The 25311-nt window shown below is 68.9% G+C and carries 22 protein-coding genes; 9 read left to right on the forward strand and 13 right to left on the reverse strand.

What is annotated here, in order from left to right:
• The first annotated feature begins 404 nt into the window (after window positions 1-404).
• Window positions 405-1523 (forward strand): porin, encoded by a 1119-nt coding sequence (locus DIE11_RS00785; RefSeq protein WP_124620853.1) that lies wholly within the window; start codon window positions 405-407, stop codon window positions 1521-1523.
• 32 nt (window positions 1524-1555) lie between these two features.
• Here the strand turns inward: DIE11_RS00785 and DIE11_RS00790 are convergent, their stop codons facing one another.
• Together DIE11_RS00790 and DIE11_RS00795 are read right to left on the reverse strand one after the other, a co-directional pair.
• Window positions 1556-2587, reverse strand: a complete 1032-nt coding sequence (locus DIE11_RS00790) for a LysR family transcriptional regulator (RefSeq protein ID WP_124620856.1) — start codon at window positions 2585-2587, stop codon at window positions 1556-1558.
• Window positions 2584-3558 (reverse strand): AraC family transcriptional regulator, encoded by a 975-nt coding sequence (locus DIE11_RS00795; RefSeq protein ID WP_124620858.1) that lies wholly within the window; start codon window positions 3556-3558, stop codon window positions 2584-2586. The genes DIE11_RS00790 and DIE11_RS00795 overlap by 4 nt, the downstream gene beginning before the upstream one ends.
• A gap of 149 nt (window positions 3559-3707) precedes the next feature.
• Here DIE11_RS00795 and DIE11_RS00800 point away from each other — a divergent pair, with 149 nt between their 5' ends.
• Both DIE11_RS00800 and DIE11_RS00805 read left to right on the forward strand, forming a co-directional pair.
• Window positions 3708-4814: an NAD/NADP-dependent octopine/nopaline dehydrogenase family protein gene (locus DIE11_RS00800; RefSeq protein ID WP_124620860.1), complete on the forward strand. Its 1107-nt coding sequence runs from the start codon at window positions 3708-3710 to the stop codon at window positions 4812-4814.
• Window positions 4811-5821: a 3-hydroxybutyryl-CoA dehydrogenase gene (locus DIE11_RS00805; RefSeq protein WP_124620862.1), complete on the forward strand. Its 1011-nt coding sequence runs from the start codon at window positions 4811-4813 to the stop codon at window positions 5819-5821. The genes DIE11_RS00800 and DIE11_RS00805 overlap by 4 nt, the downstream gene beginning before the upstream one ends.
• A 133-nt stretch (window positions 5822-5954) precedes the next feature.
• On the opposite strand, the gene DIE11_RS00810 is transcribed toward DIE11_RS00805, so the two are convergent.
• From DIE11_RS00810 to DIE11_RS00845, 8 genes are all read right to left on the reverse strand, one after another.
• A complete protein-coding gene (locus DIE11_RS00810; protein ID WP_124620864.1) occupies window positions 5955-7292 on the reverse strand; it encodes an MFS transporter in 1338 nt (445 codons plus the stop codon).
• A gap of 172 nt (window positions 7293-7464) precedes the next feature.
• A complete protein-coding gene (locus DIE11_RS00815) occupies window positions 7465-8511 on the reverse strand; it encodes an ABC transporter substrate-binding protein (RefSeq protein ID WP_124620866.1) in 1047 nt (348 codons plus the stop codon).
• The gene (locus DIE11_RS00820; protein ID WP_124620869.1) at window positions 8508-9659 is read right to left on the reverse strand and encodes an FAD-binding oxidoreductase; all 1152 of its coding nucleotides are present in this window, start codon (window positions 9657-9659) and stop codon (window positions 8508-8510) included. Before DIE11_RS00820 ends, DIE11_RS00815 begins: the two co-directional genes overlap by 4 nt.
• Window positions 9652-11091: an NAD(P)/FAD-dependent oxidoreductase gene (locus DIE11_RS00825; RefSeq protein ID WP_124620871.1), complete on the reverse strand. Its 1440-nt coding sequence runs from the start codon at window positions 11089-11091 to the stop codon at window positions 9652-9654. The genes DIE11_RS00820 and DIE11_RS00825 overlap by 8 nt, the downstream gene beginning before the upstream one ends.
• Entirely contained in the window at window positions 11088-11435 is a 348-nt protein-coding gene (locus DIE11_RS00830) for a (2Fe-2S)-binding protein (protein WP_124620873.1), read from the reverse strand. The genes DIE11_RS00825 and DIE11_RS00830 overlap by 4 nt, the downstream gene beginning before the upstream one ends.
• Complete coding sequence (locus DIE11_RS00835; RefSeq protein ID WP_124620874.1) at window positions 11435-12229, reverse strand: ABC transporter permease; 795 nt, start codon at window positions 12227-12229, stop codon at window positions 11435-11437. The genes DIE11_RS00830 and DIE11_RS00835 overlap by 1 nt, the downstream gene beginning before the upstream one ends.
• Window positions 12226-13215 carry an ABC transporter permease gene (locus tag DIE11_RS00840; protein ID WP_124620876.1) on the reverse strand — a complete coding sequence of 330 codons (990 nt, stop codon included), beginning with the start codon at window positions 13213-13215 and terminating at the stop codon, window positions 12226-12228. The genes DIE11_RS00835 and DIE11_RS00840 overlap by 4 nt, the downstream gene beginning before the upstream one ends.
• Complete coding sequence (locus tag DIE11_RS00845) at window positions 13216-14298, reverse strand: ABC transporter ATP-binding protein (protein ID WP_124620878.1); 1083 nt, start codon at window positions 14296-14298, stop codon at window positions 13216-13218.
• Between the two features lie 294 nt (window positions 14299-14592).
• Between DIE11_RS00845 and DIE11_RS00855 the strand changes: the two genes are divergently transcribed.
• The 6 genes from DIE11_RS00855 to DIE11_RS00880 all read left to right on the forward strand — a co-directional run bounded on the left by DIE11_RS00855 (window position 14593) and on the right by DIE11_RS00880 (window position 20757).
• Window positions 14593-15483: an IclR family transcriptional regulator gene (locus DIE11_RS00855; RefSeq protein WP_124620880.1), complete on the forward strand. Its 891-nt coding sequence runs from the start codon at window positions 14593-14595 to the stop codon at window positions 15481-15483.
• Window positions 15484-15814: 331 nt separating this feature from the next.
• Window positions 15815-16930, forward strand: a complete 1116-nt coding sequence (locus DIE11_RS00860; protein WP_185633700.1) for a porin — start codon at window positions 15815-15817, stop codon at window positions 16928-16930.
• Between the two features lie 39 nt (window positions 16931-16969).
• The gene (locus DIE11_RS00865; RefSeq protein WP_124620884.1) at window positions 16970-17191 is read left to right on the forward strand and encodes a DUF3311 domain-containing protein; all 222 of its coding nucleotides are present in this window, start codon (window positions 16970-16972) and stop codon (window positions 17189-17191) included.
• Window positions 17188-18666, forward strand: coding sequence for a sodium:solute symporter (locus DIE11_RS00870; RefSeq protein ID WP_059601323.1), 1479 nt, complete (start codon window positions 17188-17190; stop codon window positions 18664-18666). Before DIE11_RS00865 ends, DIE11_RS00870 begins: the two co-directional genes overlap by 4 nt.
• A gap of 103 nt (window positions 18667-18769) precedes the next feature.
• Entirely contained in the window at window positions 18770-20242 is a 1473-nt protein-coding gene (locus tag DIE11_RS00875; RefSeq protein ID WP_124620886.1) for an amidohydrolase family protein, read from the forward strand.
• Between the two features lie 131 nt (window positions 20243-20373).
• Complete coding sequence (locus tag DIE11_RS00880; protein WP_124620888.1) at window positions 20374-20757, forward strand: hypothetical protein; 384 nt, start codon at window positions 20374-20376, stop codon at window positions 20755-20757.
• A gap of 106 nt (window positions 20758-20863) precedes the next feature.
• Here DIE11_RS00880 and DIE11_RS00885 read toward each other — a convergent pair whose 3' ends face one another.
• From DIE11_RS00885 to DIE11_RS00895, 3 genes are all read right to left on the reverse strand, one after another.
• A complete protein-coding gene (locus tag DIE11_RS00885; RefSeq protein WP_124620890.1) occupies window positions 20864-22429 on the reverse strand; it encodes a methyl-accepting chemotaxis protein in 1566 nt (521 codons plus the stop codon).
• A gap of 525 nt (window positions 22430-22954) precedes the next feature.
• The gene (locus tag DIE11_RS00890) at window positions 22955-23725 is read right to left on the reverse strand and encodes an ABC transporter substrate-binding protein (RefSeq protein WP_124620892.1); all 771 of its coding nucleotides are present in this window, start codon (window positions 23723-23725) and stop codon (window positions 22955-22957) included.
• A 151-nt stretch (window positions 23726-23876) separates the two neighbouring features.
• Window positions 23877-25106, reverse strand: a complete 1230-nt coding sequence (locus DIE11_RS00895; protein WP_124620895.1) for a cyanate transporter — start codon at window positions 25104-25106, stop codon at window positions 23877-23879.
• Window positions 25107-25311: the final 205 nt, after the last annotated feature.

Consider the following 25311-nt stretch of genomic DNA (forward strand, 5'->3'; position numbering starts at 1 on the left):
TCTCCTGGAGCGGGCGGTGGAAAAGCGCGGCGCCGGCCTCGCGGGCCGGGTGCCGTCGCGGCGCGAAAGCGTGCGGGTGACACGATTGGAGAGGCAGCGTAGTCGGCCAAATTCGGCCGCCATAGCCGGAGTGACAGCCGCGCCACACGGACATCTACCGACCCGGATAAAGAAAACACCGAGGCCGTGCGCACGGGGCGCCGCGCAGCGCGCGTGCGGCGGGGCGCGTGCGCATCATGCGGCACATCTATAAGCGTTATAGAGCGGATTGCGTCGACGTCCGAAATTGTCGTTCCTAGACTCGGCCCGTTTTTGATCGGCAGCGTTGGCCCTTCGCGGCGAATGCGCTTCACATCAAGCGGCGCGATGCCGACAGGCGCCGCAATCTCCACGGGACGACCAAGATGAACCATCCGAACGGGCGAGCCGACCGGCTTGCCGCACCGCTTGCCGCGCTGCTTGCATGCGTATCGCTGCCGGCTGTCGCACAATCGAGCGTGACGCTCTACGGCCGCGTCGATACCGCGATCGAGTACGCGAACGCCGGGCCGAACCACGTGACACGCATGGGCAACGGCAACCTGTGGGCATCGCAGTGGGGATTGAAGGGTGTCGAGGATCTCGGCGGCGGCTACGCGACGATCTTCAAGCTCGAGGACGGCTTCAACGCGGCGAGTGGCGCATTGTCGAACAGCAGCGCGCTGTTCGGCCGCGAGGCCTGGGTCGGCATCACGGGGCCGTTCGGTGGCGTGCAGCTCGGCGAGCTCTACACGATCGTGCATACCACGCTCGTCACGTACAGCCTGCCCGGCCTCGGCGCGGGCCTCGCATGGGGCAACGCGACGAACAACTTCGTCGGACCCGCGTTCCTGCGCGTGCGCAACGCGATGCGCTACACGTCGCCGCGTTATGCGGGCTTCATGCTGCGCGCGATGGCCGCGCGCGGCACCAACGGCGCGGCCGGCCGGCCGGCATCGCTCGGCGACACGTACGGCGCGGGCCTCAACTACGTGCGCGGCGGGTTGTCGGTCGACGTCGACTACATGCAGCAGAAGTTCAGCCCGGTCGCCGCACCCGCGCTCGGCGACACGAGCCCGGCCGCGAACGGCAACTACACGGTCGGCGCGATCTCGTACGACTTCGACGTCGTGAAGATCGCTGCGCTGTACATGCGGCATCGCGGCGGCCCGGACGTCGCGGCCGCGATCGACAGTCAGAGCGCGTATCCTCACAGCGACACGATGGAACTCAGCGCGACGGTGCCGATCGGGCGCGCGTCGCTGCTGCTGAGCATCGGCCACTACCGGAAGGTGGCCGACAGCGACGGCAACGCCGATTCGTACGGCATCCGCTTCGACTATCCGTTGTCGAAGCGCACGGTGCTGTACACGGGCGCCGCGATGGTGCGCAACGGCGCACATGCGCGCTTCGTCGTGAACGGCGCGGCGGGCGGCGGCGTCGCGGTCGCCAAGCCCGGCGCGACCGCCAGCTCGATCGTCGCGGGCATCCTCACGTCGTTCTGACCGCCGACGGTTGGCCCTGTCCGCCTGCGCCGCTACGCGCAGGCGGGCGGTTGCGGCGCGAGCCATGCATCGAACGGCGCCTGCCGGCCGATATCGAACAACTCCAGCAGCAGCGCACGCAACCACCGATGGCCCGGGTCCGCATCGAAGCGCCGGTGCCAGTACGCATTGACCGCCCACTCGCCGGCACCGGCGATCTCGTACAGTGCGCACGGCTGCCGCGCGGCGAACGTGATCGCGATCGTTTCCGGCAGGATCAGCGCATAGTCGCCCTGTTCGAGCAACGCAGGCACCACCATGAAGTCGGGGAGCGCCGCACGCACGCGCGGCATCAGTCCGTGCCGCACGAGCAACTGCATCGACTGCGGATGCGCGGACACCGCGACGAAGCGCAGCGTGTCCGGCGCGTCGCCGTCGAGCACGAAATCGTCGGGCAGCGCGACGCGCTGCGCGGTGCGGCGCGGCATCAGCAGCACGCAGCGCTCGTGCAGCAGCGCGGTGCGCTGGAAGTGGCTCGACGCGTCCGCGAAATGTCCGAGCGCGAAATCGATGCGGCCCGATTCGAGCGCGACGTTGAGCTGGCATTCGTCGACGTGCAGCGTCTCGATCACCGCGCCCGGTGCGCGCCGGTCGAATTCCGCGAGCAGCGTCGGCAGGAACGCGCTCGCCGCGAAGTCGCTCATGTGTAGCCGGAACACGCGCTGCGTGCTGTCTGGCACGAACCGCGAGCCTTCGTCGAGCACGTCTTGCAGGATCGCGAGGGCCTTGTCGACCGACACGGCGAGCCGTTGCGCGCGCGGCGTCGGCTCGACGCCGGTGCCGGTGCGCACGAACAGCGCGTCGCGAAACATCAGCCGCAACCGGCCGAGCGCGTAGCTGACCGACGGCTGCGTGACGCCGAGCCGCAACGCCGCACGGCCGACATGCCGCTCCGTATAGACCGCGCGGAACGTCTTCAGCAGATTCAGGTCGAGGTCCTGCACGCGCAGGCCGTCGGGCGCGTCCGCGTCGTGCGGCGCGGCTTCATGGCGGGCCGGCGGCCGGCCGGTGGCGGAATGCGTCATCGTGCTTGCCTCGCGGTGACGGAAGGTGCGTGGCCGTAACGCCGCGCGTAGGCCTTCGCGAAATGGCCGAAGCCATGAATGCCGTGCGCGATCAGCACGTCGGTCACGCTGCGTGCGTCGCCGCGTTCCAGCGCGGCGTGCACCGCGGCCAGCCGGCGCTCGCGCACGTATGCGGCCGGCGTGGTGTTCAGGAACGCGCGAAATGCGTGCTGCAGCGTGCGCGGCGCGACGCCCGCGACGGCTGCCAGCGCGGTGAGCGCGAGCGGATCCCCCAGATGCGCGTCGACGTGGTCGCATGCGCGGCGCACATGCGCCGGCAGCGGCGGCGTGCCGCGCGCCAGCGCAGCGCTGTACGAATGCGGCAGGTGTGTGAGCAGCAGCGACATCAGCCAAGCGGTGAGATCGGCGCCGAACGTCGTCGTCGACGCGCCGATGTGCGGCTGTGCGCCGAGCCGGCACAGGTATTCGAAGGTCGGCAGCACGAGCGCGACGCCCGTGCCGTTGCCGCCGGCGGCGAGATCGAACTGCAGCGGCCGCGTGAGCGTCGCGTGCAGCATGTCCCGCAGCTTGCGTTCGAGTGCGCCGCGTTCGAGTCGCAGCACCAGGTTGCGGCAATCGGGACTCGTGCACAGGCGGCTCGCGCGCGCCGGCGACGACACGGTCAGCTGGCCCGGGCCCGCCCGCGCGACGCCATCGCCGGCCCGCAGTTCGCACGCGCCCGACAGCGTCAGCCGGAACAGGAAATGATCGGCATCGTCGCCGAAATCGATGCGCGTTTCGCGGCCGTAGCAGAGTTCGAGCAGCGCGCCGTGATGCAGCGGCACCTCATACAGCTCCGCATGAAACGGATCGCGGCCGCGCGCGGCCATCCGGTGCGGCCCGAGCCGGTGCGCGACCGCGCGTTCGACTTCGTCGGGCGCATGCAGCGTGCCGAGCCGGTTCGGCGCATGTCGGGAGAGCGCGATATCCATATGGTGGCCTCGTATTGGATGCGTGAGCGCGGCGGCGTGCGTGTTGTTGCGATTGCGTTGCGCGAACGGGCGTGCCGTTGCGCGTTTCGAAGCGACGCGATATGCGCCACCGCGTAGTCTCGGAACCATCCACTCACCGGGAGACAACGATGAAGGTATGTGTACTGGGCGGAGGCCACGGCTGCCATGCGGCCGCGATCGACCTGTTCGAGAAGGGCCACGACGTGACGTGGTGGCGGCGCGACCGCGAACCGCATGCGCGGCTGCGCGAGCTCGGCGCGTTGCACGTGACCGACTATCGCGGCAAGCGCGCGGTGCCGCTCGGCGACGCGCCTGGCGCGATCCGCCTGACCGACGATCTCGAGGCCGCGCTGCGCGGCGCGCGGCTCGTCGTGGTGCCGCTGCCGGCCGTTTCGCACGACGCGCTCGCGGCGCAGGTCGCGCCGCTGCTCGAGGACGGCCAGGTCGTGTTCCTGCCGCCCGGCACGTTCGGCAGCTTCGTGTTCGCGCGCGCGGCGGCCGACGCCGGCAACCGTGCGCGCGTTGCGTATGCGGAGACGGGCACGCTGCCGTATCTGGTGCGCAAGCACGGCGAGAACGCGGTCGTGATCAGCGCGTATGCGACGCGCCTGCCGACCGGCGTGTTTCCCGCGAACGCGGCCGGCTGGGCGTTCGACGTGCTCCGCGCGGGCTATCCGCCGGTCGAGCCGGTCGAGGATGCGCTGTCGGGCGCGCTGATGAATGCGGGCCCGGTGATCCACCCGCCGCTGATCCTGATGAACGCCGGGCCGCTCGAACACTTCGACGCGTGGGACATCCACAACGAAGGCACGCAACCGTCGATCCGCCGCGTGACGAACGCGCTCGACGCAGAACGCATCGCCGTGCGCGAAGCACTCGGCTATCGCGCGCCGCATTTCCCGCTCGCGGACCACTATGCGACCGACGGCGACGAATGGATGTACGGGCGCGGCGCGCACGGCAAGCTGACCGACAGCGGCGACTGGCGCGAGAAGATCGATCTGTGCACGCATCGCTACATGCTCGAGGACACCCGGCTCGGGCTGTCGTTCATCGTGTCGTGCGGGCGTTGGGCGAACGTGCCGACGCCCGTTGCGCAGGGGCTGCTGAGCGTCGCGTCGGCGGTGACCGGGCGCGACCTGTATGCGCAAGGCCGTACGCTGGACGGGTTCGGCCTTGCCGCCCTGTCGCGCGATGCGATGCGCGCGCTGCTCGATGCGGGATACGCCGCATGACGCCCGCCACCGACGTGACGCGCGTGCACGTGCTTGGCGCCGGACGCATGGGGCAGGGGATAGCGCTCGTCTTCGCATTCGCGGGCCTCGACGTGACGCTGATCGACTTCAAGCCGCGCGACGCGCAAGGATGGCGTGTGTTCGAGGATCGCACGCGAGGCGAGATCCTGCGGCCGCTGCATGCGCAGGTCGCGCTCGGGCGTATCGACGACACGCAGGCCAGGGCCGTGGTCGCGCGTATCGCACTGGTCGCGCGAGACGGCGCGGCAGACGCCGTGCGCGGCGCCGGCATCGTGTTCGAAGCGCTGCCCGAAGTGCTCGATGCAAAGGTCGACGCGCTGCGCTGGCTGGGCGCGCATGTCGATGCGCGCGCAACGATCGCGTCGACGACGTCGACGTTCGTCGTCACCGAGCTGCAGCGCCATGTTGCACACCCTGAACGGATGCTGAACGCGCACTGGCTGAACCCGGCGTTGCTGATGCCGCTCGTCGAGATCAGCCGCAGCGGCGCGACCGATCAACGGGTCGTCGATGCACTGGCCGCGCTGCTCGAACGCGTCGGAAAGAAGCCGGTGATCTGCGGGCCGGCGCCGGGCTACATCGTGCCGCGCATCCAGGCGCTCGCGATGAACGAGGCCGTGCGCATGGTGGAAGAGGGGGTCGCGAGCGCCGAGGACATCGACACCGCGATCCGCACCGGCTTCGGCCCGCGCTTCGCGGTGCTCGGGCTGCTCGAGTTCATCGACTGGGGCGGTTGCGACATCCTGTACTACGCGTCGACGTATCTCGCCGGCGAAATCGGCCCGCGCTTTGCGCCGGCCGACAGCGTCGTGCGCAACATGGAAGCCGGGCGCGACGGCGTGCGCACGGGGGCTGGCTTCCACGACTATGCGGACGTCGACGTCGCCGCGTACATGCGGCAGCGGCTTGGCGAGTTCGGGCGCTTGCTCGATCATCTGGGGCTGGCGCCGGTGTTCGACGGCGCGGGGCGGGCATCGGGTATGTAGCCGTCGCGGCAGGGCCGCGTGGGCGCCGGGCGGTGCTGGCAGGGTGGGGATGCCTGCCAGCACGACGCGCTGCTGCATCGGCCACGGCCGGCTGGCGCACGTGGCCCGACCTGCGCGCGGGCGCGCCGCACGCTCACGCCCCGTCGCCGTGCGAATCGCCAGCCCGCACGACGCGCGTCTCGCGCATCGCGCATAGCGTCACGACCGTCACGAGGCCGAGCGCAACGAGGAACAGCGACACAGGCCACGAAGCCTGGTAGCGCGCGAGCAGCGCGGTCGCGATCAACGGCGACATCCCGCCCGCGAAGATCGACGCGACTTCATGACCGAGCGCGACGCCCGAATAGCGCACCTCGGTGCTGAACAGCTCGCCGACCAGCGCGGGCAGCGTGCCGATCATCGCGCCGTGGCTCACCGCGGTTCCGACCGTCAGCGCGAGCCACACGAGCGGCGTCGCGCGCGTGTCGAGCAGCCAGAAGAACGGGTATGCACACGCGATGAGGCTCAGTGCGCCGATCAGGTACACGGGCTTGCGGCCGATCCGGTCGGACAGGCGGCCCCACGCGAGCATCGCGGCCATCTCGACGACCATCGCGATCATCACGCCGGTCAGCATCACGCCGTTCGGGATGCCGACATATCTGCCGTAGACGAGCGAGAACGCGAGGAAGATGTACGCGCCGCCGTTTTCGGCGACACGGAGCCCCATCGCGAGCAGGATTTCCTTCGGATGGCGGCGGAGGCATTCGACGACCGGTAAATGCGTGTGCGCGCCGCGCTTGCCGGCCTGTTCGTAGTCGCGGCTTTCCGGCAGGTGGCGGCGGATATAGATGCCGATCGCGAAGATCGCGATGCTCGCGAGGAACGGCAGCCGCCAGCCCCAGGTGCGGAACGCGTCGTCGGGCAGTGCCTGTGCGGCGAGAAACGCGGCCGACGACAACACGAAGCCGCCGCCGACGCCGAGCTGGCTCCACGCCGCGTAGTAGCCGCGCTGCTCGGGCGGTGCGTTCTCGCTGATCATCAGCACACCGCCGCCCCATTCGCCGCCGGACGCGATGCCTTGCAACAGCCGCAGCACGACGAGCGCGGCCGGTGCCCACAGGCCGACCTGCGCGTAGGTCGGCAGCAAGCCGATCGCGAACGTCGACGCGCCCATGATCAGCAGCGTCCACACGAGCGACGCCTTGCGGCCGTAACGGTCGCCGACATGGCCGAACACGATCCCGCCGAGCGGCCGCGCGACGAAGCCGAGCGCGAACGCCGCGAACGCGGCGAGGCTGCCGGCGAGCGGCGACGCGCCCGGTGGAAAGAACACGTGGCCGAACACGAGCGCGGCGGCCGTTCCGTAGACAAAGAAGTCATACCATTCCATCGCGTTGCCGGCGACGGAGGCGATGACGATTCGGCGAAGCTGCCGGTCGGCGAGCGGCCGGGCGGCGCTCGGGGACTGCACGGTGTCGGTCGGGTACATGGCGGACTCTGAAGGGGGCGGGTGCGTGCCGTCTCTGGAACGCATGCGGCACTGCGGGCTAGTGTTGTCGGCACCGCCGCCCCGGTCAAATCCGCAGAAAAAGGGGAGTGTCATCACTCCCGCAAATGATGGTCGCGGCGCGCACGGCCGTGCCCGCGCGCGCCGGCGCCTGTTAACGCTCGATCTGCCGGTTCCAGCGCGTGTCCCACTGCGCGCGGCGCGCGTTGATCGCCGTCCAGTCGACCACCGTCACCTTGCGCACCAGATCGTCGACGTTGCCGAGGCTTTGCTGCATCGCGGCGGGCATCTTCGCGAGACGGTTGGTCGGGATCTGCTTGCCGGCCTCGGCCGCCTTCGTCTGCGCCGGCGCGGACAGCAGGAATTGCGCGAGCTTCTGGGCCAGTTGCGGATCCGGGTTGTTCGCGACCACGCACAGGTCGACGAGCAGCAGCACCGGGCCTTCCTTCGGGTTCGCATACGCGACCGGAATGCCCTTGTCCTGCAGGTCGCCGACGCCGGTCGGCGTCAGCGGGAACAGGCCGGCCTCGCCGGTCTGCACCATCTCGGAGATCTTCGCCGAGTTCGGGATGTACTCGACGACGTTCGGCCCGACCGTGCTCGCCCACTTGCTGAAGCCGGGTTCGACGTTCTGTTCGTTGCCGCCGAGCAGCCGGTTGATCGCGAGAAATCCGTGCAGCCCGAACGTACTGCTCGACGCCGACTGGAACACGACCTTGCCCTTGTACTTCGGGTCGGCGAAGTCCATCCACGACGTCGGCGGCGCCCAGCCTTTTTCCGCGAACAGTTTCCTGTTGTACGCGATGCCGGTCATCCCGAGCTGCACGCCCGCGCCAACGTCATCCTTCATCCGCGCGAACGGGTACAGCTCCTTCAGCACCGGCGAATCGTCGAGCTTCTGGCACACGCCGAGGCTGACCGCGCGCGCCATCACGCCGTCGTCGAGGAAGGCGACGTGGATCTGCGGCTTGTTGCGGTTCGCGAGCAGCTTCGCGAGCACGTCCGATGACGTGCCGGGTACCACGACGACCTTCACGTTATTCGCCTTCTCGAAGTCGGGCAGCACCTGGCTCGTGTAGGCCTTTTCCATCGGCCCGCCGTTCATGCCGACGTAGATCGTCTTCGTTTGCGCGAACGCGGGCGCGCCGGCGCCTGCGATGCAGAGGGCGGCAGCCGCCGCGATCGTTCCGAGCAGTTTCATCGTTGGGTCTCCTCTTGACGGAAAGGGGCGGTCGGCATGGTTCGCGGTGCGAAGCGTCCGATCGAGAATGCATCGATTGGTGTGGTGGTTTCGCCGGTCGTGACGAAGTCGGCGAGCACCTCGCCGACGCCCGGCGCGAGCAGGAAGCCGCCGCCGGAAAAGCCGAACGCATGCAGCAGGTTCGGCGTGGTGCGACTCGCGCCGATGATCGGGTTGTGGTCCGGCGTGCAGCCTTCGACGCCACTCCACGTGCGGATCAGGAGCGCGTCGCGCAAGGCGGGCAGCAGCGCGCACGCATCGCGCATCACCGAGCGTGTCGTATCGACCGACGGCTGGCCGAACTCGCCGTCGCCGCTGCCGCGCCCGCCGCCGATCACGCAGTTGCCGCGCGCGACCTGCCGCGCGTACACGCCGCCGCCGTACACGCCGAGGTTGTGCGTGATGAACGGCGGCAGCGGTTCGGTCACCCACATGTTCGGATAGATCGGCTCCATCGGCACGGCTTCGCCGAAGCGCTCTGCGATCGTGTTCGCCCAAGCGCCGGCCGAATTGATCAGCCACGTTGCGGTGCGTGCGTGGTTGCCCGCATGAACGTGAAAGCGCGTGCCGTCGTACCGGACATCGTCGACCGGCGCGTGCTCGAATACGTCGGCGCCTGCCGCTCGGGCTGCACGCGCGAACGCGGGCGACACGACGCGCGGGTTCGCGTGTCCGTCGGTCGCGCACAGCGAGCCGCCGACCGCCGCGCGGCCGAGCCATGGATAGCGGCGACGGAACGCATCGCCGCGCATCACCTGCAGCGGCAGGCCGTGCTCGCCGGCGAGCGCCGCATAGGCGTCGAGTGCATCGAGATCGGCGTCGCTGCGCGCGAGGCGCAAATGGCCCGACACGACGAACTCGCCGTCGATGCCGATCAGCTCCGGCAGGCGGTCCCAGATGCGGCGTGCGCGCAGCGCGAGCGGCAGCTGTTCGGCCGGGCGGCCCTGGCAGCGCACGCCGCCGTAGTTCACGCCGCTCGCCTGTGCGCCACAGTCGCGGCGCTCGAACAGGGCGACGCGCAAGCCGCGCCGCGTCAGCGCCAGCGCGGCCGATGCACCGACGAGCCCGCCGCCGACGATGGCGACGTCGTAGTGGCGAAGTTCATTCATCGCGCGCCTCGTCGGGAATCGCCGCGACATCGTCGCCCGCGAGCGCGGCGGAGATCGGAAACGGCTTCACCGGCGGTTGCGCGCGCAACCGACCGACGTCCGCGAGCGAGCGGCCGGTTTCCGCGGCGAGCACGAGTGCGGTCGCGTCGCCGCACATGCGGCCCTGGCAGCGGCCCATCCCGGCGCGTGTCAGCGCCTTCAACCGATTCAGCTCGGTCGCTTCGCCGCCGCGAATGCAGCGTCGCAGCGTGCCCGCGTCGATTTCCTCGCAGCGGCACACGATCGTGTCGTCCGGGCAGCGCGCGGCGAGTGCGGCGGGCGGCGCGAACGCTGCTTCGAGGCCCGCGCGGAACGTGCCGAGCCGGGCGAGCGTGCGTTCCAGCATCGCCGCGTCGGGTTTGCCGGAACGCGCGGGCGACGGCGTCTCGATGCCCGCATCGTCGAGTAGCGCCAGTGCCGCGCGTCGCCCGGACGCCTCGGCCGCGTCGGCGCCTGCGATGCCGGCACCGTCGCCCGCGACGTAGATGCCGCGCACCGACGTGCGGCCGGCCGCGTCGCGTTCTGGCAGCCATGCGCGGTTGAGCGGATCGAAACGGAACCGGCAGCCGGCGAGATCCGCAAGCTGCGTTTCCGAACGCAGCCCGAAGCCGAGGCCGAGCGCATCGCAGTCGAGCAGCCGCGGCGGCGCGTCGCCGCCGGCCGCGCGCCAAGCGAGTCCCGTTACGTGCCGCTCGCCGAGCACGCGCTCGAGCGTGACGCCCGTTTCGATCGCGACGCCGTGTGCGCGCAGCCAGCCGATGTAGTAGAGCCCCTTCGCGAACGTGGACGGCATGCGCAGCAGCGCGGGAGCCGCCGCCGCCTGCTGGCGCAGCGGGCTCGTGTCGAGCACCGCCGCGACCTGCGCGCCGGCCTTCGCGTACTGGTAGGCGACGAGGTACAGCAATGGTCCCGTGCCCGCGAACACGATGCGGCTGCCGATCGCGCAGCCCTGTGCCTTCAGCGCGACCTGCGCGCCGCCGAGCGTGTAGACGCCGGCGAGCGTCCACCCCGGCACCGGCAGCATGCGATCGGTCGCACCGCTCGCGACGATCAGGTGCGAGAACGGCACGGTCGTCTCGCGGCCGTCCTGGAGCGCGTCGACGCGGCCCGCGCCGCACGCCCATGCGAGCGTGTTCGGCCGGTAATCGACGTGCGGCAGCAGCGCGGCCATGGTCCGGTGCACGGCATCGGCCTTCGCGGCCTCGAAGCCGTACAGTACGCGCTTGCCGCGCGCGAACGCACCGTCGGCCGGCGGTTGACGATAGATCTGTCCGCCCCAACGCGCGTTCTCGTCGATCACGACGGGGCGCAGCCCCGCGTCGACCAGCGCCTCGGCCGCGCGCACGCCGGCCGGTCCCGCGCCGACGATCACCGGTCGCAATGCGTCGTTCATGATGCATCTCCGGCTGCGGCGGGCTGCGCGCCGGTGAGAATCCGCATGCCGTCGGCGATCGGTGTCGAGCATGCGCGCACGCGTGCGCCGGCCTCGGTGCGCACCCAGCAGTCCTGGCACGCGCCGATCAGGCAGAAGCCCGCGCGCGGCTTGCCGCTGAATTCGCTCACGCGCACACGGCGCTGCGCGACGAGGATCGCGGTGAGCACGGTGTCGCCGGCGAGCGCGTGCGCGGGACGGCCGTCGAGCGTGAACGCGACGGCGGCGCGCTCGCATTCGGCGATGCGCACGAACTGCGCGCCGTCGTCCGCGATGCCGGTGGAACGGGAAACGGAAGTCGTCATCAGTGTTGGCCGATCAGGATGCGGTTCAGGCCGTACACGCGATCGAGCAGCAGCATCGCGCCGGCGGTGATGAAGATGACGAGCGCCGACACCGACGCCATCATCGGGTCGATCGATTCTGTCGCGTACATGTACATGCGCACCGGCAGCGTGACCGTCTGCGGCGACGTGACGAAGATCGACATCGTCAGTTCGTCGAAGCTGTTGATGAACGCGAGCAGCCAGCCGCCGGTGATGCCGGGCACGATCATCGGCAGCGTGATGCGGCGGAACGTCGTCCACGGATCGGCGCCGAGCGAGCACGCGGCCTGTTCGACGCTGCGATCGAGGCCGGCCACGGATGCGAGCACGAGCCGCATCACGAACGGCGTGATGACGATCATGTGCGCGAGCACCAGCCACGCGAACGAGCCGGTCGCGCCGATCAGCGCGAAGAACCGCAGCAGCGCGATGCCGAGCACGAGGCCGGGGATCACGAGCGGCGACAGCAGCAGGCCGTTCAGGAACGCGCGGCCGGGAAACGCCGCACGGCCGATCGCGAGCCCGGCGGGCAACGCGATCGCGAGCGACAGCGTCGCCGACGCGAACGCGAGCTTCACGCTGTTGGCAAATGCGGTGACGAAGTCCGGATAGTCGAGGATCGCGCGGAACCAGCGCAGCGACACGCCGTGCGTCGGCAGCGTCAGTGTTTCGTCGGGCGTGAACGCGACGAGCACGACGATCACGAGCGGCGCGAGCACGAACAGGATCACGAGCGTGTGGAACGCCAGGGCGAACGGGCCGTTCTTTCTCATCGGGAAGCGCCTCCGAGGCTGCGCGCATAGCGGCGTTCGAGCACGCGGTAGTAAGTGAGCATCACGACGAGGTTCGCGACCAGCAGCAGTACCGCGATCGTCGCGCCGAGCGGCCAGTTCAGCGAGCCGAGGAATTCGTCGTAGACGGCGGTCGCGGCGACCTTCAACCGGCGTCCGCCGAGCAGGCCCGGAATCGCGAACGCGCTCGCCGACAGCCCGAACACCATCAGGCTGCCGGACAGCACGCCGGGCATCAGCTGCGGCACCACGATGCGGCGCAGCGTCGTGAACGGCGACGCGCCGAGCGACAGCGCCGCGTGCTCGGTCTGCGGATCGAGCCGCTGCAGCGCGGTCCACACGGGGATCACCATGAACGGCAGCATCACGTGCACCAGCGCGATCACGATCGCGAACGTCGTGTATTCGAGCTTGTACGGCCCGAGACCGACGAGCCCGAGCGCCTGGTTCACGAGCCCGCTCGTGTTGAGCAGCATGCTCCAGCCGAACGCGCGCACGACGACCGACACGAGCAGCGGCGCGAGGATCGCGAGCAGGAACAGCGAGCGCCACGGGTCGCGCATTTTCGACAGCACGTACGCTTCGGGCGTGCCGATCGCGACGCAGATCGCGGTGGTCAGCGCGGCGATGCCGAACGTGCGCGCGAAGATCGTGTGGAAGTACGACGAGCCGAGCACCTCCGCGTAGTTGCCGAACTGGAACGCGGCGATCGGGCCCGTGGCCGGATCGTAGCGGTAGAACGTGAGCGCGAAGGTCATCCCGAGCGGCACGAGCACGAGCGCGGCGAAGAGCAGGAACGCGGGCGCGCACATCAGCCACAGCGGCGCATGGGCGCGCCATGACACACGCAGCGTGCGGCCACTGGTGGCGCGGAGCGGCGCCGTATCGACCGAAGCGGCGGCTCCGGTCGATTGCGCGAGCGCGGCCGGCGTGCCGTCGGTCGGGAGCGGTCGGGCAGGCTGTCCCATTCAGGCCTCCCGCCGCATCACGCGCACCGCATCGCTGTGCCAGTCGACGCCGACCGGCGCACCTTCCGCGAGCGGCTCCGCGCCTTCGTTCTGGCAACACACGAGCACTTCTCCGAGCGCGCTGTCGACGCGGTACAGCCACTGGCTGCCGAGGAAGAAGCGGCTCGTGACCGTCGCGGCGAAACGGCCCGCGCCCGGCGCGCACAGTCGCAGTTTTTCAGGGCGGATGCACACCGACACGGCGTCGCCGATGCGCACGTCGCGCTCACGCGCCGGCAGGTGCGCGGTGCGGCCCGTTTCCGCGAGATCGTGGCCGAGGTCGATGCGAATTGCGTCGCCGTCGTGCGCGACGATGGTGCCGGGCAGCAGGTTCGCCTTGCCGATGAACTGCGACACGAAGTGGTTCTCGGGGCGTTCGTACGCGCGGTACGGCGTATCGGTCTGCGTGATGCGGCCGGCTTCCATCACGACCACGCGATCGCTGATCGACAGCGCTTCCGATTGATCGTGCGTGACCATGATCGTCGTCGTGCCGATCTTGCGCTGGATGGCGCGCAGTTCGAACTGCATCTCTTCGCGCAGCTTCGCGTCGAGGTTCGACATCGGCTCGTCGAGCAGCAGCACCGGCGGTTCGATCACGACCGCACGCGCGATCGCGACACGCTGCCGCTGGCCGCCGGACAGCTCGCGCGGAAAGCGGTGCGCGAGCGCATCGAGACGTACGAGCGCGAGCGCCGCGCGGATGCGCTCGGTGCGCTCCGCCTTGTCGACGCCGCGCATGTCGAGGCCGAAGCCGACGTTTTCCGCGACGCTCATGTGGGGAAACAGCGCATAGCTCTGGAACACGATGCCGAGCCCGCGGCGGTTCGGCTTCATGTGCGTGATGTCCTGACCGTCGAGCGCGATGCGGCCGCGCGTGACGTCGACGAAGCCGGCGATCATCTGCAGCGTCGTGGTCTTGCCGCAGCCCGACGGCCCGAGCAGCGACACGAATTCGCCTTGTTCGACCGACAGGTTGACGTCGGCGACGGCGGTGAGTTCGCCGAACGATTTCGTCAGATCCGTAAGCGTGAGAAACGACATGGGGAGCTCCGGGTTCGCACACCGGATGGCCGGTGCGTCATTGACGCGGACTCTAGCCAGCCATATTGGGGAGCGTCAATTTCGAATTCTGCTCAGCGGGATGAATTTCTGAGAAATTCCGGTTGGCGGAATACTTTTGGGCATGGAAGAAAAATCGTTCCGTTGAATGAAGGCTGGCCAGGCGGTGAAAAGCGCGCGTCAATCCCGTGCACACCCGGATGCCCGACGCATTTCGGCGGCACGACAATGGCGTCTGGCATATTCCGTTCAATGAAATCATCGAGGAGAACTCGCATGCAGGAACCGCATTCGCGCGGAATGTCGCGCGCCGCACGCATGCCGTCCCCGGACGAGGACGCCGCTGCCGATGCGGCCGGCGCGCCGGGCACCGGCATGCTGCAGCGCGCGTTCGCGATCCTGCGCGCGCTGGCCGGCATGCAGCAGGACGGCGTGCGCGTCACGCACCTCGCGAAGGCCGTCGGCCTCACGCAAGGCACGGCGCACCGGATCCTGCAATCGCTGATCGCAGAAGGGATGGTCGAACAGGACGAGCAGTCGAAGCTGTACCGGTTGAGTGTCGACTTCTTCGCGCTCGCCGCGCTGGCCGGCAACCCGAGCAGCATGCGCACGCTTTGCCGGCCCGCGCTGCTGCGGCTGTGCGCGAGTCTCGGCGAGACGATCTTCCTGCTCGTGAAGAGCGGCTTCGACGCTGTGTGTCTCGATCTGTGCGAAGGGCCGTTCCCGATCCGCTCGTTTACCGGCGACATCGGCGGGCGCATCGCGCTCGGCGTCGGGCAGGGCAGCCTCGCGATCCTCGCGTTCCTGCCGGAAGCCGAGCGCGAGGAAGTGATCCGCTTCAACGTGCCACGCATTCGCGGCTACGGCGTGCTCGACGAGGTATACCTGCGCACCGAGATCGAACGCGTGCGCCAGCTCGGCTATGCAGGGCGCAACAGCGGCGTGCTCGACGGGATGGCCGGCGTCGCGGTGCCGATCCTCGACCGCACCGGTTATCCGGTCGGTGCGCTGAGCGTCGGCACGCTGGCGTCGCGCCTCGGTGACGACCGGATGCCGATGGTCGTCGAACTGCTGCGGCGCCAGGCCGATGCGATCGGCCCGCGCACGAACCCGTTCGACGCCGCATTGCGGCGGCCGATGCACGGGCTGTCCGGGAAAACCGCGTAGCCGCCGCATAGCCGCATCACGCGTCGCCGTTTCGTCAGCTTGCTTACACGTGCCATTCACGTCTGAGCAAAGTGCGCCACGTCACGCGGGCCTCAAGGCTTTCTGTTTGCTTGCAGGCGCGCGCTTTTCCCGCCCACCTCCGCTTCATTCGTCTCCATTCGATTTTCAACTGCCGGCCAGTTGAACATTTCATTTCTTGATGCGATTGCGGCTGGATACCATCCAGCCACTGTCCATACAAGCCGACCGGCGCGTATGGCCAGCATCGAGAAAACACAACACAACATCGACAAGACGGTTTGGAGAGGAGAAGACGGAGATGGTGCGAACGATGGGCAGGAAGACGGGCGTCGCGTGCATGAGCGCGGCCATTGCGATGATGTTCGCCGGCGCCGCGCATGCGCAGTCGACGGTGACGCTGTACGGGATCGTCGACGCCGGCGTGACCTACACGAACAACGCGAAGGGCCATGCGCTGTGGCAGTTCACGGGCGGCAACGAATCGGGCCCGCGCTGGGGCTTGATCGGCACCGAGGATCTCGGCGGCGGCCTGAAGGCGAACTTCCGGCTCGAGAACGGCTTCAACGTCGCGAACGGCGCGCTCGGGCAGGGCGGCCGGATGTTCGGCCGCTCGGCATGGGTCGGCCTGAGCGGCGCGAGCTGGGGTGCGGTGACGCTCGGTCGCCAGTACAACTCGACGCAGGACATCCTCGGTTCGCTGCAGATGAGCAGTTTCCTCGCGCAGTACTCGACGCATCCGTTCGATAACGACGACATCAACAACACGTTCCGCACCAACAACGCGGTCAAGTACGTGTCGCCGACGATCGCGGGCCTGCAGGCGAACTTGATGGTCGGGTTTTCGAACTCGACGGGCTTCTCGAACGACAACACGTGGAGCGCGGGCGTCACGTATGCGAACGGGCCGCTGAACGCGGGTGCCGCCTATGCGCGCGTGAACCATCCGGCGGCCAGCGCGACGGGCGCCGTCGCGTCCGACAACTACTACCCGGGCTCGGCGTCGGTGTTCGGCGCCGGCCTGTCGAACGCGGTGCGCCAGCAGATCTGGGGCGCGGGCGGCAGCTATGCGATCGGGCAGGCGACGCTCGGGCTGCTGTACACGGGCTCGAACTTCGGCCAGGCGACGGGCGGCGCGCTGCGTTTCAGCAATTACGAAGGCAGCGTGCGCTACCTGATCACGCCCGCGTTGATGGCCGCGGCCGGCTACACGTATACGAAGGTCGCGCGCGGCGGCGACGACGGTCACTACCAGCAGGTGTCGGCCGGCGTTCAGTACCTGCTGTCCAAGCGCACCGACGTGTACGTGAACGGCTTCTACCAGAAGGCGTCGTCGGGTGTGGGCCATGCGTGGATCGACGGCACCGACGGCCCGTCGTCGTCGACGTCGCAGGTGGCGGCGGTGGTCGGCATCCGCCAGAAGTTCTGATGCCCTGACGCGTTCGCGCGTCTTCCGGAGGAGACATAGATGAAATTCAAACTGTTGCTGGCGGCGTTGCCGTTCGTCGGGATGTACACCGGCGGCTCGATCGCCGAGGTGCGGCCGCTGCTGTTCGGCCTGCCGTTCCTGCTCGTATGGAACCTGATCTGGATGGCGGCGACCGCCGCGATCCTCGCGATCCTGTTCCACCTCGACGAGCGCGGCGAGGGCCATAAGGCTCGCGACGGCCGCACGGGAGGCGCGCGATGAACGCATCGATCCTCATCATCGCGGCGTTCGCCGTGTTCGCGCTCGCGATCGGCGTGATGGCACGGCGCGGCCGCAAGCTCACGCTCGAACAGTGGGCCGTCGGCGGGCGCGGCTTCGGCTCGCTGCTCACGTTCCTGCTGATGGCCGGCGAGGCGTTCTCGACGTTCTCGTTCCTCGGCGCGAGCGGCTGGACCTACAGCAAGGGCGTGCCTGCGTTCTACATCCTGTCGTACGGCTGCCTCGCGTTCGTGATCGGCTACTGGATGCTGCCCGCGGTGTGGCGCTACGCGAAGGAGCGCGGGCTCGTGTCGTTCGCCGATTACTTCGCGTCGAAGTACGACAGCCGCGCGATCGGCGTGCTGGTGTCGGTGGTGGCCGTGTTCGCCATGGTGTCGCTGCTGATGATCCAGCTGCGTGGCCTCGGCGTGATCGTGTCGGAGATGTCGTACGGGCTGATTCCGCAATCGGCCGCGATCTGGATCGCCGCGTCGCTGATGGCGGTCTACATGGTCGTGTCGGGCATTCACGGCTCCGCGAGCATCGCGATCTTCAAGGACGTGTTGATCCTCGCGATCGCGATCTTCCTCGGCCTGTACCTGCCGATGCACTATTACGGCGGGCTCGGCGAGATGTTCGCGAAGATCGACGCCGCGCATCCCGAACTGCTGCGCATGCCCGAGCACGGCTTCAACCTGAGCTGGTACAACTCGACGATCCTGCTCACGTCGCTCGGCTATTACCTGTATCCGCACGGCTTCACCGCGATCTACGTCGCGAAGGACGAACGCGCGCTGCGCCGCAACGTGATCCTGATGCCGCTGTACCAGGTGCTGATCGCGTTCCTGTTCCTCGTCGGCTTCGCGGCCGTGATGACCGTGCACGGGCTCGAAGGCGCGCAGACCGACCTCGCGCTGCTGCGCCTCGTGAAGCAGACGTTCCCCGCGTGGTTCGTCGGCATCGTCGGCGGCACGGGCCTGCTGACCGCGCTGGTGCCGGGCTCGCTGATCATGCTGAACGCATCGACGACGATCGCGCGCAACATCTACCGCGATGGCTTCGCGCCGAATGCGACCGATCGCGAGGTGACGAGCGTCGCGCGAATCGCGCTGCCGATCTTCACGCTGGTGGTCGTCTACTTCGTGCTGCGCGGCGGTGCCACCTTCGTCACGCTCGCGATCTTCTCGTCGAGCCTGCTCACCCAGCTCGTGCCGATGCTCGCGTCGAGCTTCCTGAAGCGGCCGTTCGGCACGCGGGAAGGCGCGTTCGCCGGGATCGTCGCCGGTGCGATCGTGATCGCGATGACGAACTACTACGGCGTGACGCTCGCCTCGCTGTTCCCCGGCGCATCGAGCACGTTGACGTCGATCAACCCCGGGCTGGTCGCGCTCGCCGTGAACGCCGTCGTGTTCATCGCGATCAGCGCGGCGCAGCGCAAGCTGAAGGCGCGAGTGGCGGCACCCGTCCGCTCCGCATGACGTCACGATCGACATGCCGGCGTCGAGCCGCCGGGCAGCCGCCCGGCGGTTTTTCCGTTCGGCGGCCCCCTAACCATTTCGCATTCCAACAGGACACCAGGCGATGACGACCGAGGACAAAGCCGACGACCGGCGCGAAGCAATCGATACGCTGATCGCGAACGGCTGCGTGATCACGATGGACCCGCAGCGGCGCGTGATCGAGAACGGCGCGGTTGCCGTGAAGGGCGATCGCATCGTCGCCGTTGGCGACACCACCGGGTTGCAGGCGCGTTTCCGTGCCGCGCGCACGATCGACGCGCGCCGCAAGGCCGTGCTGCCGGGCCTGATCGATTCGCATGCGCACGCCGGCCACGCGATGCTGCGCACGATCGGCGGCGCGGACGGCGATGCGTGGTCGGCCGCGGCCGAGACGATCTATACGCGCGCGTCGGACGAGGCGTTCTGGGAAACCGAATCGCACCTCGCGGCGCTCGAACGGCTGAAGGCCGGCGTGACGACGGGCGTGTCGCTGCTCGGCGGCGGCAACTCGATCATGCGCGTCGACGATCCCGTCTACGCGCGGCGCCATTGCGATGCGGTCGTGCGCACCGGCACGCGCTCGATCGTGGCGGTTGGCCCGTCGCGCCCACCCGCGCCGCGCGCGTACACGCGCCACGGGCCGGACGGCAGCGAGACGCGCGACGTCGATTTCGACACGATGTACGACGTGTGCGAGCGCATCGTCGACGCGTGCCATGGCGATGCCGGCGGCCGGATCCGGATCGCGCTCACGCTGCCGGTGTACGGTCCCGAGCACGACCCCGAAGTCGCGCGGTACGAGCGCGACTTCCGCGACCAGGCGGCGCGCTACGGCGCGCTGGCGCGCGCACGCGGCCTGACGTTCACACAGGACGGGCATCGCGCGGGCACGCTCGCGTTCGCGCATCGCGAACTCGGGCTGCTCGGCCCGACGTCGTTCATGTCGCACAGCATCGACCTGACCGACGACGACATCGCGGCGTGCGTCGAAACCGGCACCGCGATCGTCCACAATCCGAGCGCGATCATGTCGATCATCGGCCGCTGCCCGGTGCCCGAGCTGATCGATGCGGGCGTGACCGTCGCGATCGCGTCGGACGGCGCGGCGCCAGATCGCGGTTACGACATGTTCCGACACATGTGGCAGTGCATGCACTACCATCGCCGCCACTTCCGCGACCCGGACGTGCTGCCGCACGGCAAGGTGCTGGAGATGGTGACGATCGACGCGGCGAAGGCGCTGTCGCTCGATCGCGAAATCGGTTCGCTCGAAGCCGGCAAACTCGCCGACGTCATCCTCGTCGATCTGTTCCGCCCGCACATGATGCCGATGAACATGCCCGTGTATCGCGTGACGTGTTTCGCGAACGCGGCCGACGTGTGCATGACGATGGTCGGAGGACGCGTGCTGATGGAGGATCGCCGCGTGTTGTCGGTCGACGAGACCGAGATTCTCGAGCGCGTGACGACGGTCGCGGAGACGATGATCGCGCGCAGCGGGTTGCGGCACCTGCTCGACGAGCCGAAGACGCTGTGGGGGCGCAGTCGCTACTGAACGCCGCCGTGGCGGCAGTGGTTTGCGCGGTGCAATGACGGCGAGGCTGGCCCGGTTCGAGCCGGGTTTTTTTCTGGTTTCGCCGCCGACGGACATGCTAGGATTTCCGTCAAACAACTCCGGAGACTGCTATGCCGTTCATCTGCGAAAACGTTGAATGCCGCGCCGTGCTGGCTCGCGGTCAGGTCAAGCCCAGTCGCGAAGAAGCGGGGTGGTGTTTCTACTGCCCGGACTGCAAGGCCAGGAACGAGTTGACGATTGCCGGCGTGCCGGACGGTCCTGTCGAGTGGCATCAGCCGGAGAGAGCCAGTCCCCCGCACAAGGTCGTCGCGACGGCGCGCCCCCTGGAAGACGGCGGGTTCGCAGCCCAGCTGCGCGTTCAGCGGGCGCTCGCCGTGAAAGGAACCTACGCGGCCGAAGAGCGCTGGGAGCAGCTCGGCGTATTCCCCGACGCGCAGGAGGCCGTCGCGCACGCGAAGTCCTTCGCGATGGACCTGCTGGCACGGGCGGCCTAGGCGCGAGCTGCCCACGGACGATCCACATTTTGCCGGCAACGACACCGGGCGGAGGCTCGGGTGTCGTGCCGTGCCGGCAGGCCCGACACCGGTCGGACCGGTCACATCACGCCGCCGCCGCCACATCTCGAAGACGGAATTGCGCGACGGCATCGCTCAGTCGTGCGCTCTGATCCTCGAGCGACAGCGCCGCGGCGGCTGCTTCTTCCACCAGCGCGGCATTGCGCTGCATCGTCTGCTCCATCTGGATGACCGCGGCATTCACCTGCTCGATGCCGGCAGATTGCTCGTCGAATGCGATGCTCGTTTCGCCCATGATCGCATTCACGCGCTCGACCGCGGCGACGAGTTCGTTCATCGCCGAGCCGGCGAGTGCGACGAGGCCGCTGCCGTCTTCGACGCGCTGCGCCGAGTGGCCGATGAGTTCGCGAATCTCCTTCGCCGCCGACGCGCAGCGCTGCGCGAGCCCGCGCACCTCGGTTGCCACCACGGCGAAGCCACGCCCCTGTTCGCCCGCGCGTGCCGCTTCGACCGCGGCATTCAACGCAAGGATGTTCGTCTGGAATGCGATGCTTTCGATCACGCCGACGATGCCGGAGATCCGCGTGGAGCTGTGCGAGATCGCCGACATCGTTTCGACGACGCGCTGCATCGCGTCGCCGCCTTTCGATGCGATGCCGGCCGCGCCTTGCGCGTAAGTGCGCGCATCGCGCGCGTTGTCCGCGTTCTGCCGCACGGTCGCCGTCAGCTGTTCCACGCTCGCCGCCGCCTGCTGCAGCGACACGGCCTGCTGCTCCGTGCGCGCGGACAGGTCGACGTTGCCGCTCGCGATCGTGCGGACGTCGCCGACGATCGTCTCCGTGCTCGAGCGCACCTGATTCACGGTTTCGACGAGGCCGTCCTGCATCCGCTTCAATGCATTCAGCAAATACGCCATTTCGTTTTCGCCGGGAATGACGACCGTGCCGGTCAGGTCGCCTTTCGAAATCCTGTCGAAATGCGCGACGGCGAGATGGATCGGCGCGATGATCGCCTTCGCGAGCACGCGCTGCGCCAGGAAGCCGACGATCAGCGCGAACAGCGCGACCGCCACCATGGCCCACACGATCCGGTGGAAGCGCTCGCCGGCTGCATCGTAGCGCGCCTTCTGGCGGGCGACCTGGAACGATTCGAGTGCGTCGATCGCTTCCTGGTAGGCGGTGAAGAGTGCCGGCGGCGCGGTGCGGTGCGTGTCGAGGAAGTCGAAAGCGTTGTCGTGATCGAGTTGCGACATCGCCTTCAGGAACACCTGGTCGAGCAGCGTGCGACGGCGATTGCGCAGTGTGTCGAACAGCGCTTGCTCGTCGGCGTCGCGCGTGTGCAGGCGCGTGTACGCGTCCAGTTCGTCGTCGCTCTGCTTGAGGAGCGTGTGCAGTTGCGCGATTTCCGCCTTCGCGGGCTGGCCGGCGCTGATGATCTGCGCGACGTCGCTCACGCGTTCGCGCAGCACGAGCATGCGCTCCGAGCTGGTTTTCAGGTGCAGCAGCGACGCGGTGTCGTCGCGGTACATCGCTTCGAGCGAGCCGTTGCCCGCGTAGAGGGCGGCGATGCACGCGCCGACGACCAGAACGAGCAGCGCCGTATAGCCGGCGATGGTCGCGACGAGCCCGCCGCGGATGGTGAGTTTTCGCATGACGTTCCCTTGCCGGCGGCCCGACGGGCGGCCGACGGCGGATGTGGATTCCGGATCACGAACGACGACGGCGCGCCGCGTCGAAATGCGGGGCGCGAAGGGTTGCGAACGGGTTAACGGCAGGCGCGGCGCGGAGGTTTTATCTGCACGCGACGCGAATCTGGACGAATGCGACAGAAGGGCGGAGGTGGAGGGCGGATACGTTGCCGTGGTGAACGGCGTGCCGACGGCCGAGGCACGCATCGCCGCCGCGAAGCGACGTGCACTCGCCGCTGGCGATCGCGAGCGGGCGGGATGCGCTGGGCATGGCCGTCGTGCGTTCGCCGTCGTCCGTTGCGGTCATCGCGGGGCGTCGTTCGCGCCACATGTCGATCGCGCGGTGGTCGTCAGACGATCGAGCTGCGCAATTGCACGGGCGGCTGGTCAAAAAGAACTTCGCGGACCGGTTGCTGAAAGCAGGAACGGGGCATCGCGCTCGCGCGACGCCCCTTCGCATCGGCAGGCGGCCGCAGCCGCTCGCATCCGTCAGTTGTAGATATCGAACGAGAAATACTTCTTCGCGATTCGCTGATACGTGCCGTCCTGAATCAGGCTCGCGAGCGCCTGGTTGATCTGCGTGCGCAGCGCGTCGTCATCCTTGCGCACGCCGATCGCGGAGCCGACGCCGAGCGTCTTCGGATCGTGCAATGGCGGCCCCGCGAATTCGAAGTTCGCTCCCTTCGCGGTCTTCAGGAAGCCGAGATCGGCCTGCACCGACGATTGCAGCGACGCGTCGAGGCGGCCCGCAATCAGATCCTGATAGACGAGATCCTGCGTCTGGTACGTGCGCACGATTACGCCCTTCGGTTCCCAGTACGTGCGCGCATAGGTTTCCTGCGTCGACCCCTGCTCGACGCCGACGCTCTTGCCGGCCAGCGACCCGGCCGTCGGTTGCAGGTTCGAGCCACGTCGCGCGACGAGGCGCGGCGGCACGTTGTTGATCTTGTCGGTGAACGCGATCTGCGCGAGGCGCTTCTCGGTCACGCTCATCGACGACAGCACGCCGTCGAACTTGCGCGCCTTCAGCGCGGGGATCATCCCGTCGAAGGCGTTTTCGACCCACACGCAGCGCACCTTCATGCGTTCGCAGATCGCGTTGCCGAGATCGATGTCGAAGCCGACGAGCTTGCCGTCCGGTGCGAGCGATTCGAACGGCGCGTAGCTGGGATCGACGCCGAGGCGCAGGACGGCCGGGTCTTTCGCGGCGACGGCGCCTGCCGTCAGCGCAAGCGCGACGGCGATGACGAGCTTTTTCATGATTGTCTCCATGATCGATTGTTGTGGTGTGCGGTGAAGCGAATGTGCGGCCGGTGGGCGTGACGGCCCGCGCCCGGCCATGCGCGGGCGGCTGGACGAGCGCCGGCGGATGCCGGCGATCGTCCGGATCGGGGAATCCGGTGGTTCGGTGTCAGTGCGCCGCGCTGGCGATGCACGCCATGCTGCGCCGGTAGCCGTCGGGAGAGAACGCGGCGTTCAACGCGGCCATCAACGCGATCACGCCGACATGCAGCCACCACGCGATCGCGAAGCCGCCGCCCGCGTCGCGCAGCCAGCCGATCAGCCAGGGGCTCGCGGCGACGATCAGGAAGCCGATGCCCTGCACGAACGCGGCGAGCGCGCCCGCGAGCCGCGCATCGGGCAAGTGGTCGAGCGTGACGATCAGGCTCATCGAGAAGAATCCGCCGAGCCCGACGCCGACGCTCGCGACCGACAGCCACGGCGCGAGCGCGGGCACCGTCGCGAAACCGACGAAGCCGACCGCCTGCAACGCGAGCGTGAGCCACAGCACGGGGCGGCGATCGTGCGAGCGTTTCGCGAGCAGCGGCATCGCGAGCGCGCCTGCCGCCTGGAACAGCGCCATCCAAGCGAGCAGGTTGCCGCTCGCCTGCGAGCTCATGCCGACGCTGTGATAGAACGCGGGCAGCCACGCGACGAGGCTCGCGTAGCCGCTGTTGCTGAGGCCGAAGAACAGCGCGAGTTGCCATGCGCGCGGAATCCGGGCGAACGCGGTGACGGGCGCCGATACCGTCGCGGCATGCACCGCGTCGCGCGGCGCCTTCGCGCGCCACAGCGCGAGCGTCACGAGCGCGGGCACGGCCCAGACGGCGAGCGACAGATGCCAGCCGCCGTGCGCGGCGAGCCACGGGCTCGCGACCGCGCCGAATGCGCCGCCGCCGACGAGCGCCGCCGAATAGAGCCCCATCGCGAGCGGCAGCCGGTCGGCGAACCAGCGCTTGGCGAGGCCCGGCGCGAGCGACTGGACCACCGCGACGCCCGCGCCCGCGACGACCGCCGTGACGACCAGCCCGCTGCTGTTTCCGGTCCACAGCCGCGCGATGCAGCCCGCGGCGATCAGCGCCAGCGCGGTGGCGAGCGCGCGCTGCTCGCCGACGTGTCGTGCAAGCCCGACGCCGACGCCGGCGACGACGCCCATCAGCACGAACGGCAGCGTGGTCAGCAGCGCGGCCGCGCGGAAACCGAGGCCGGTGTCGGCACGCACGATGTCGAGCACGGGGCCGAATGCGGTCAGGAACGGACGCAGGTTGAGGCCGGCGAGCACCAGCAACGCGAGTGCGCCGCAGGATACGGAGGCCGCGTGCGGGCGGGAAACGGCGTGTGCGGTGCCGGGGTCGGTCATCGGAATGCTCCAGGGGCGAGTGGCCTTGTGATGCGATGCCGAAAGGGTAAAGGCGTGCTTACCCAGGTGAAAATTAAATATTCGACTGGGTGTCAGTGCGGAATGTGATGGAGGGGCGCGGCGTGACGGGGCCCGATGGGTGACGCAGTCGGGGCGGGCGGCGTGGCGCCGGCGCATGGGCGGCGTGGCCGTTTCGGGCGCGGCG

Origin of the sequence: Burkholderia sp. Bp9012, assembly GCF_003853825.1 — a bacterium.
GTDB lineage: Bacteria > Pseudomonadota > Gammaproteobacteria > Burkholderiales > Burkholderiaceae > Burkholderia > Burkholderia diffusa.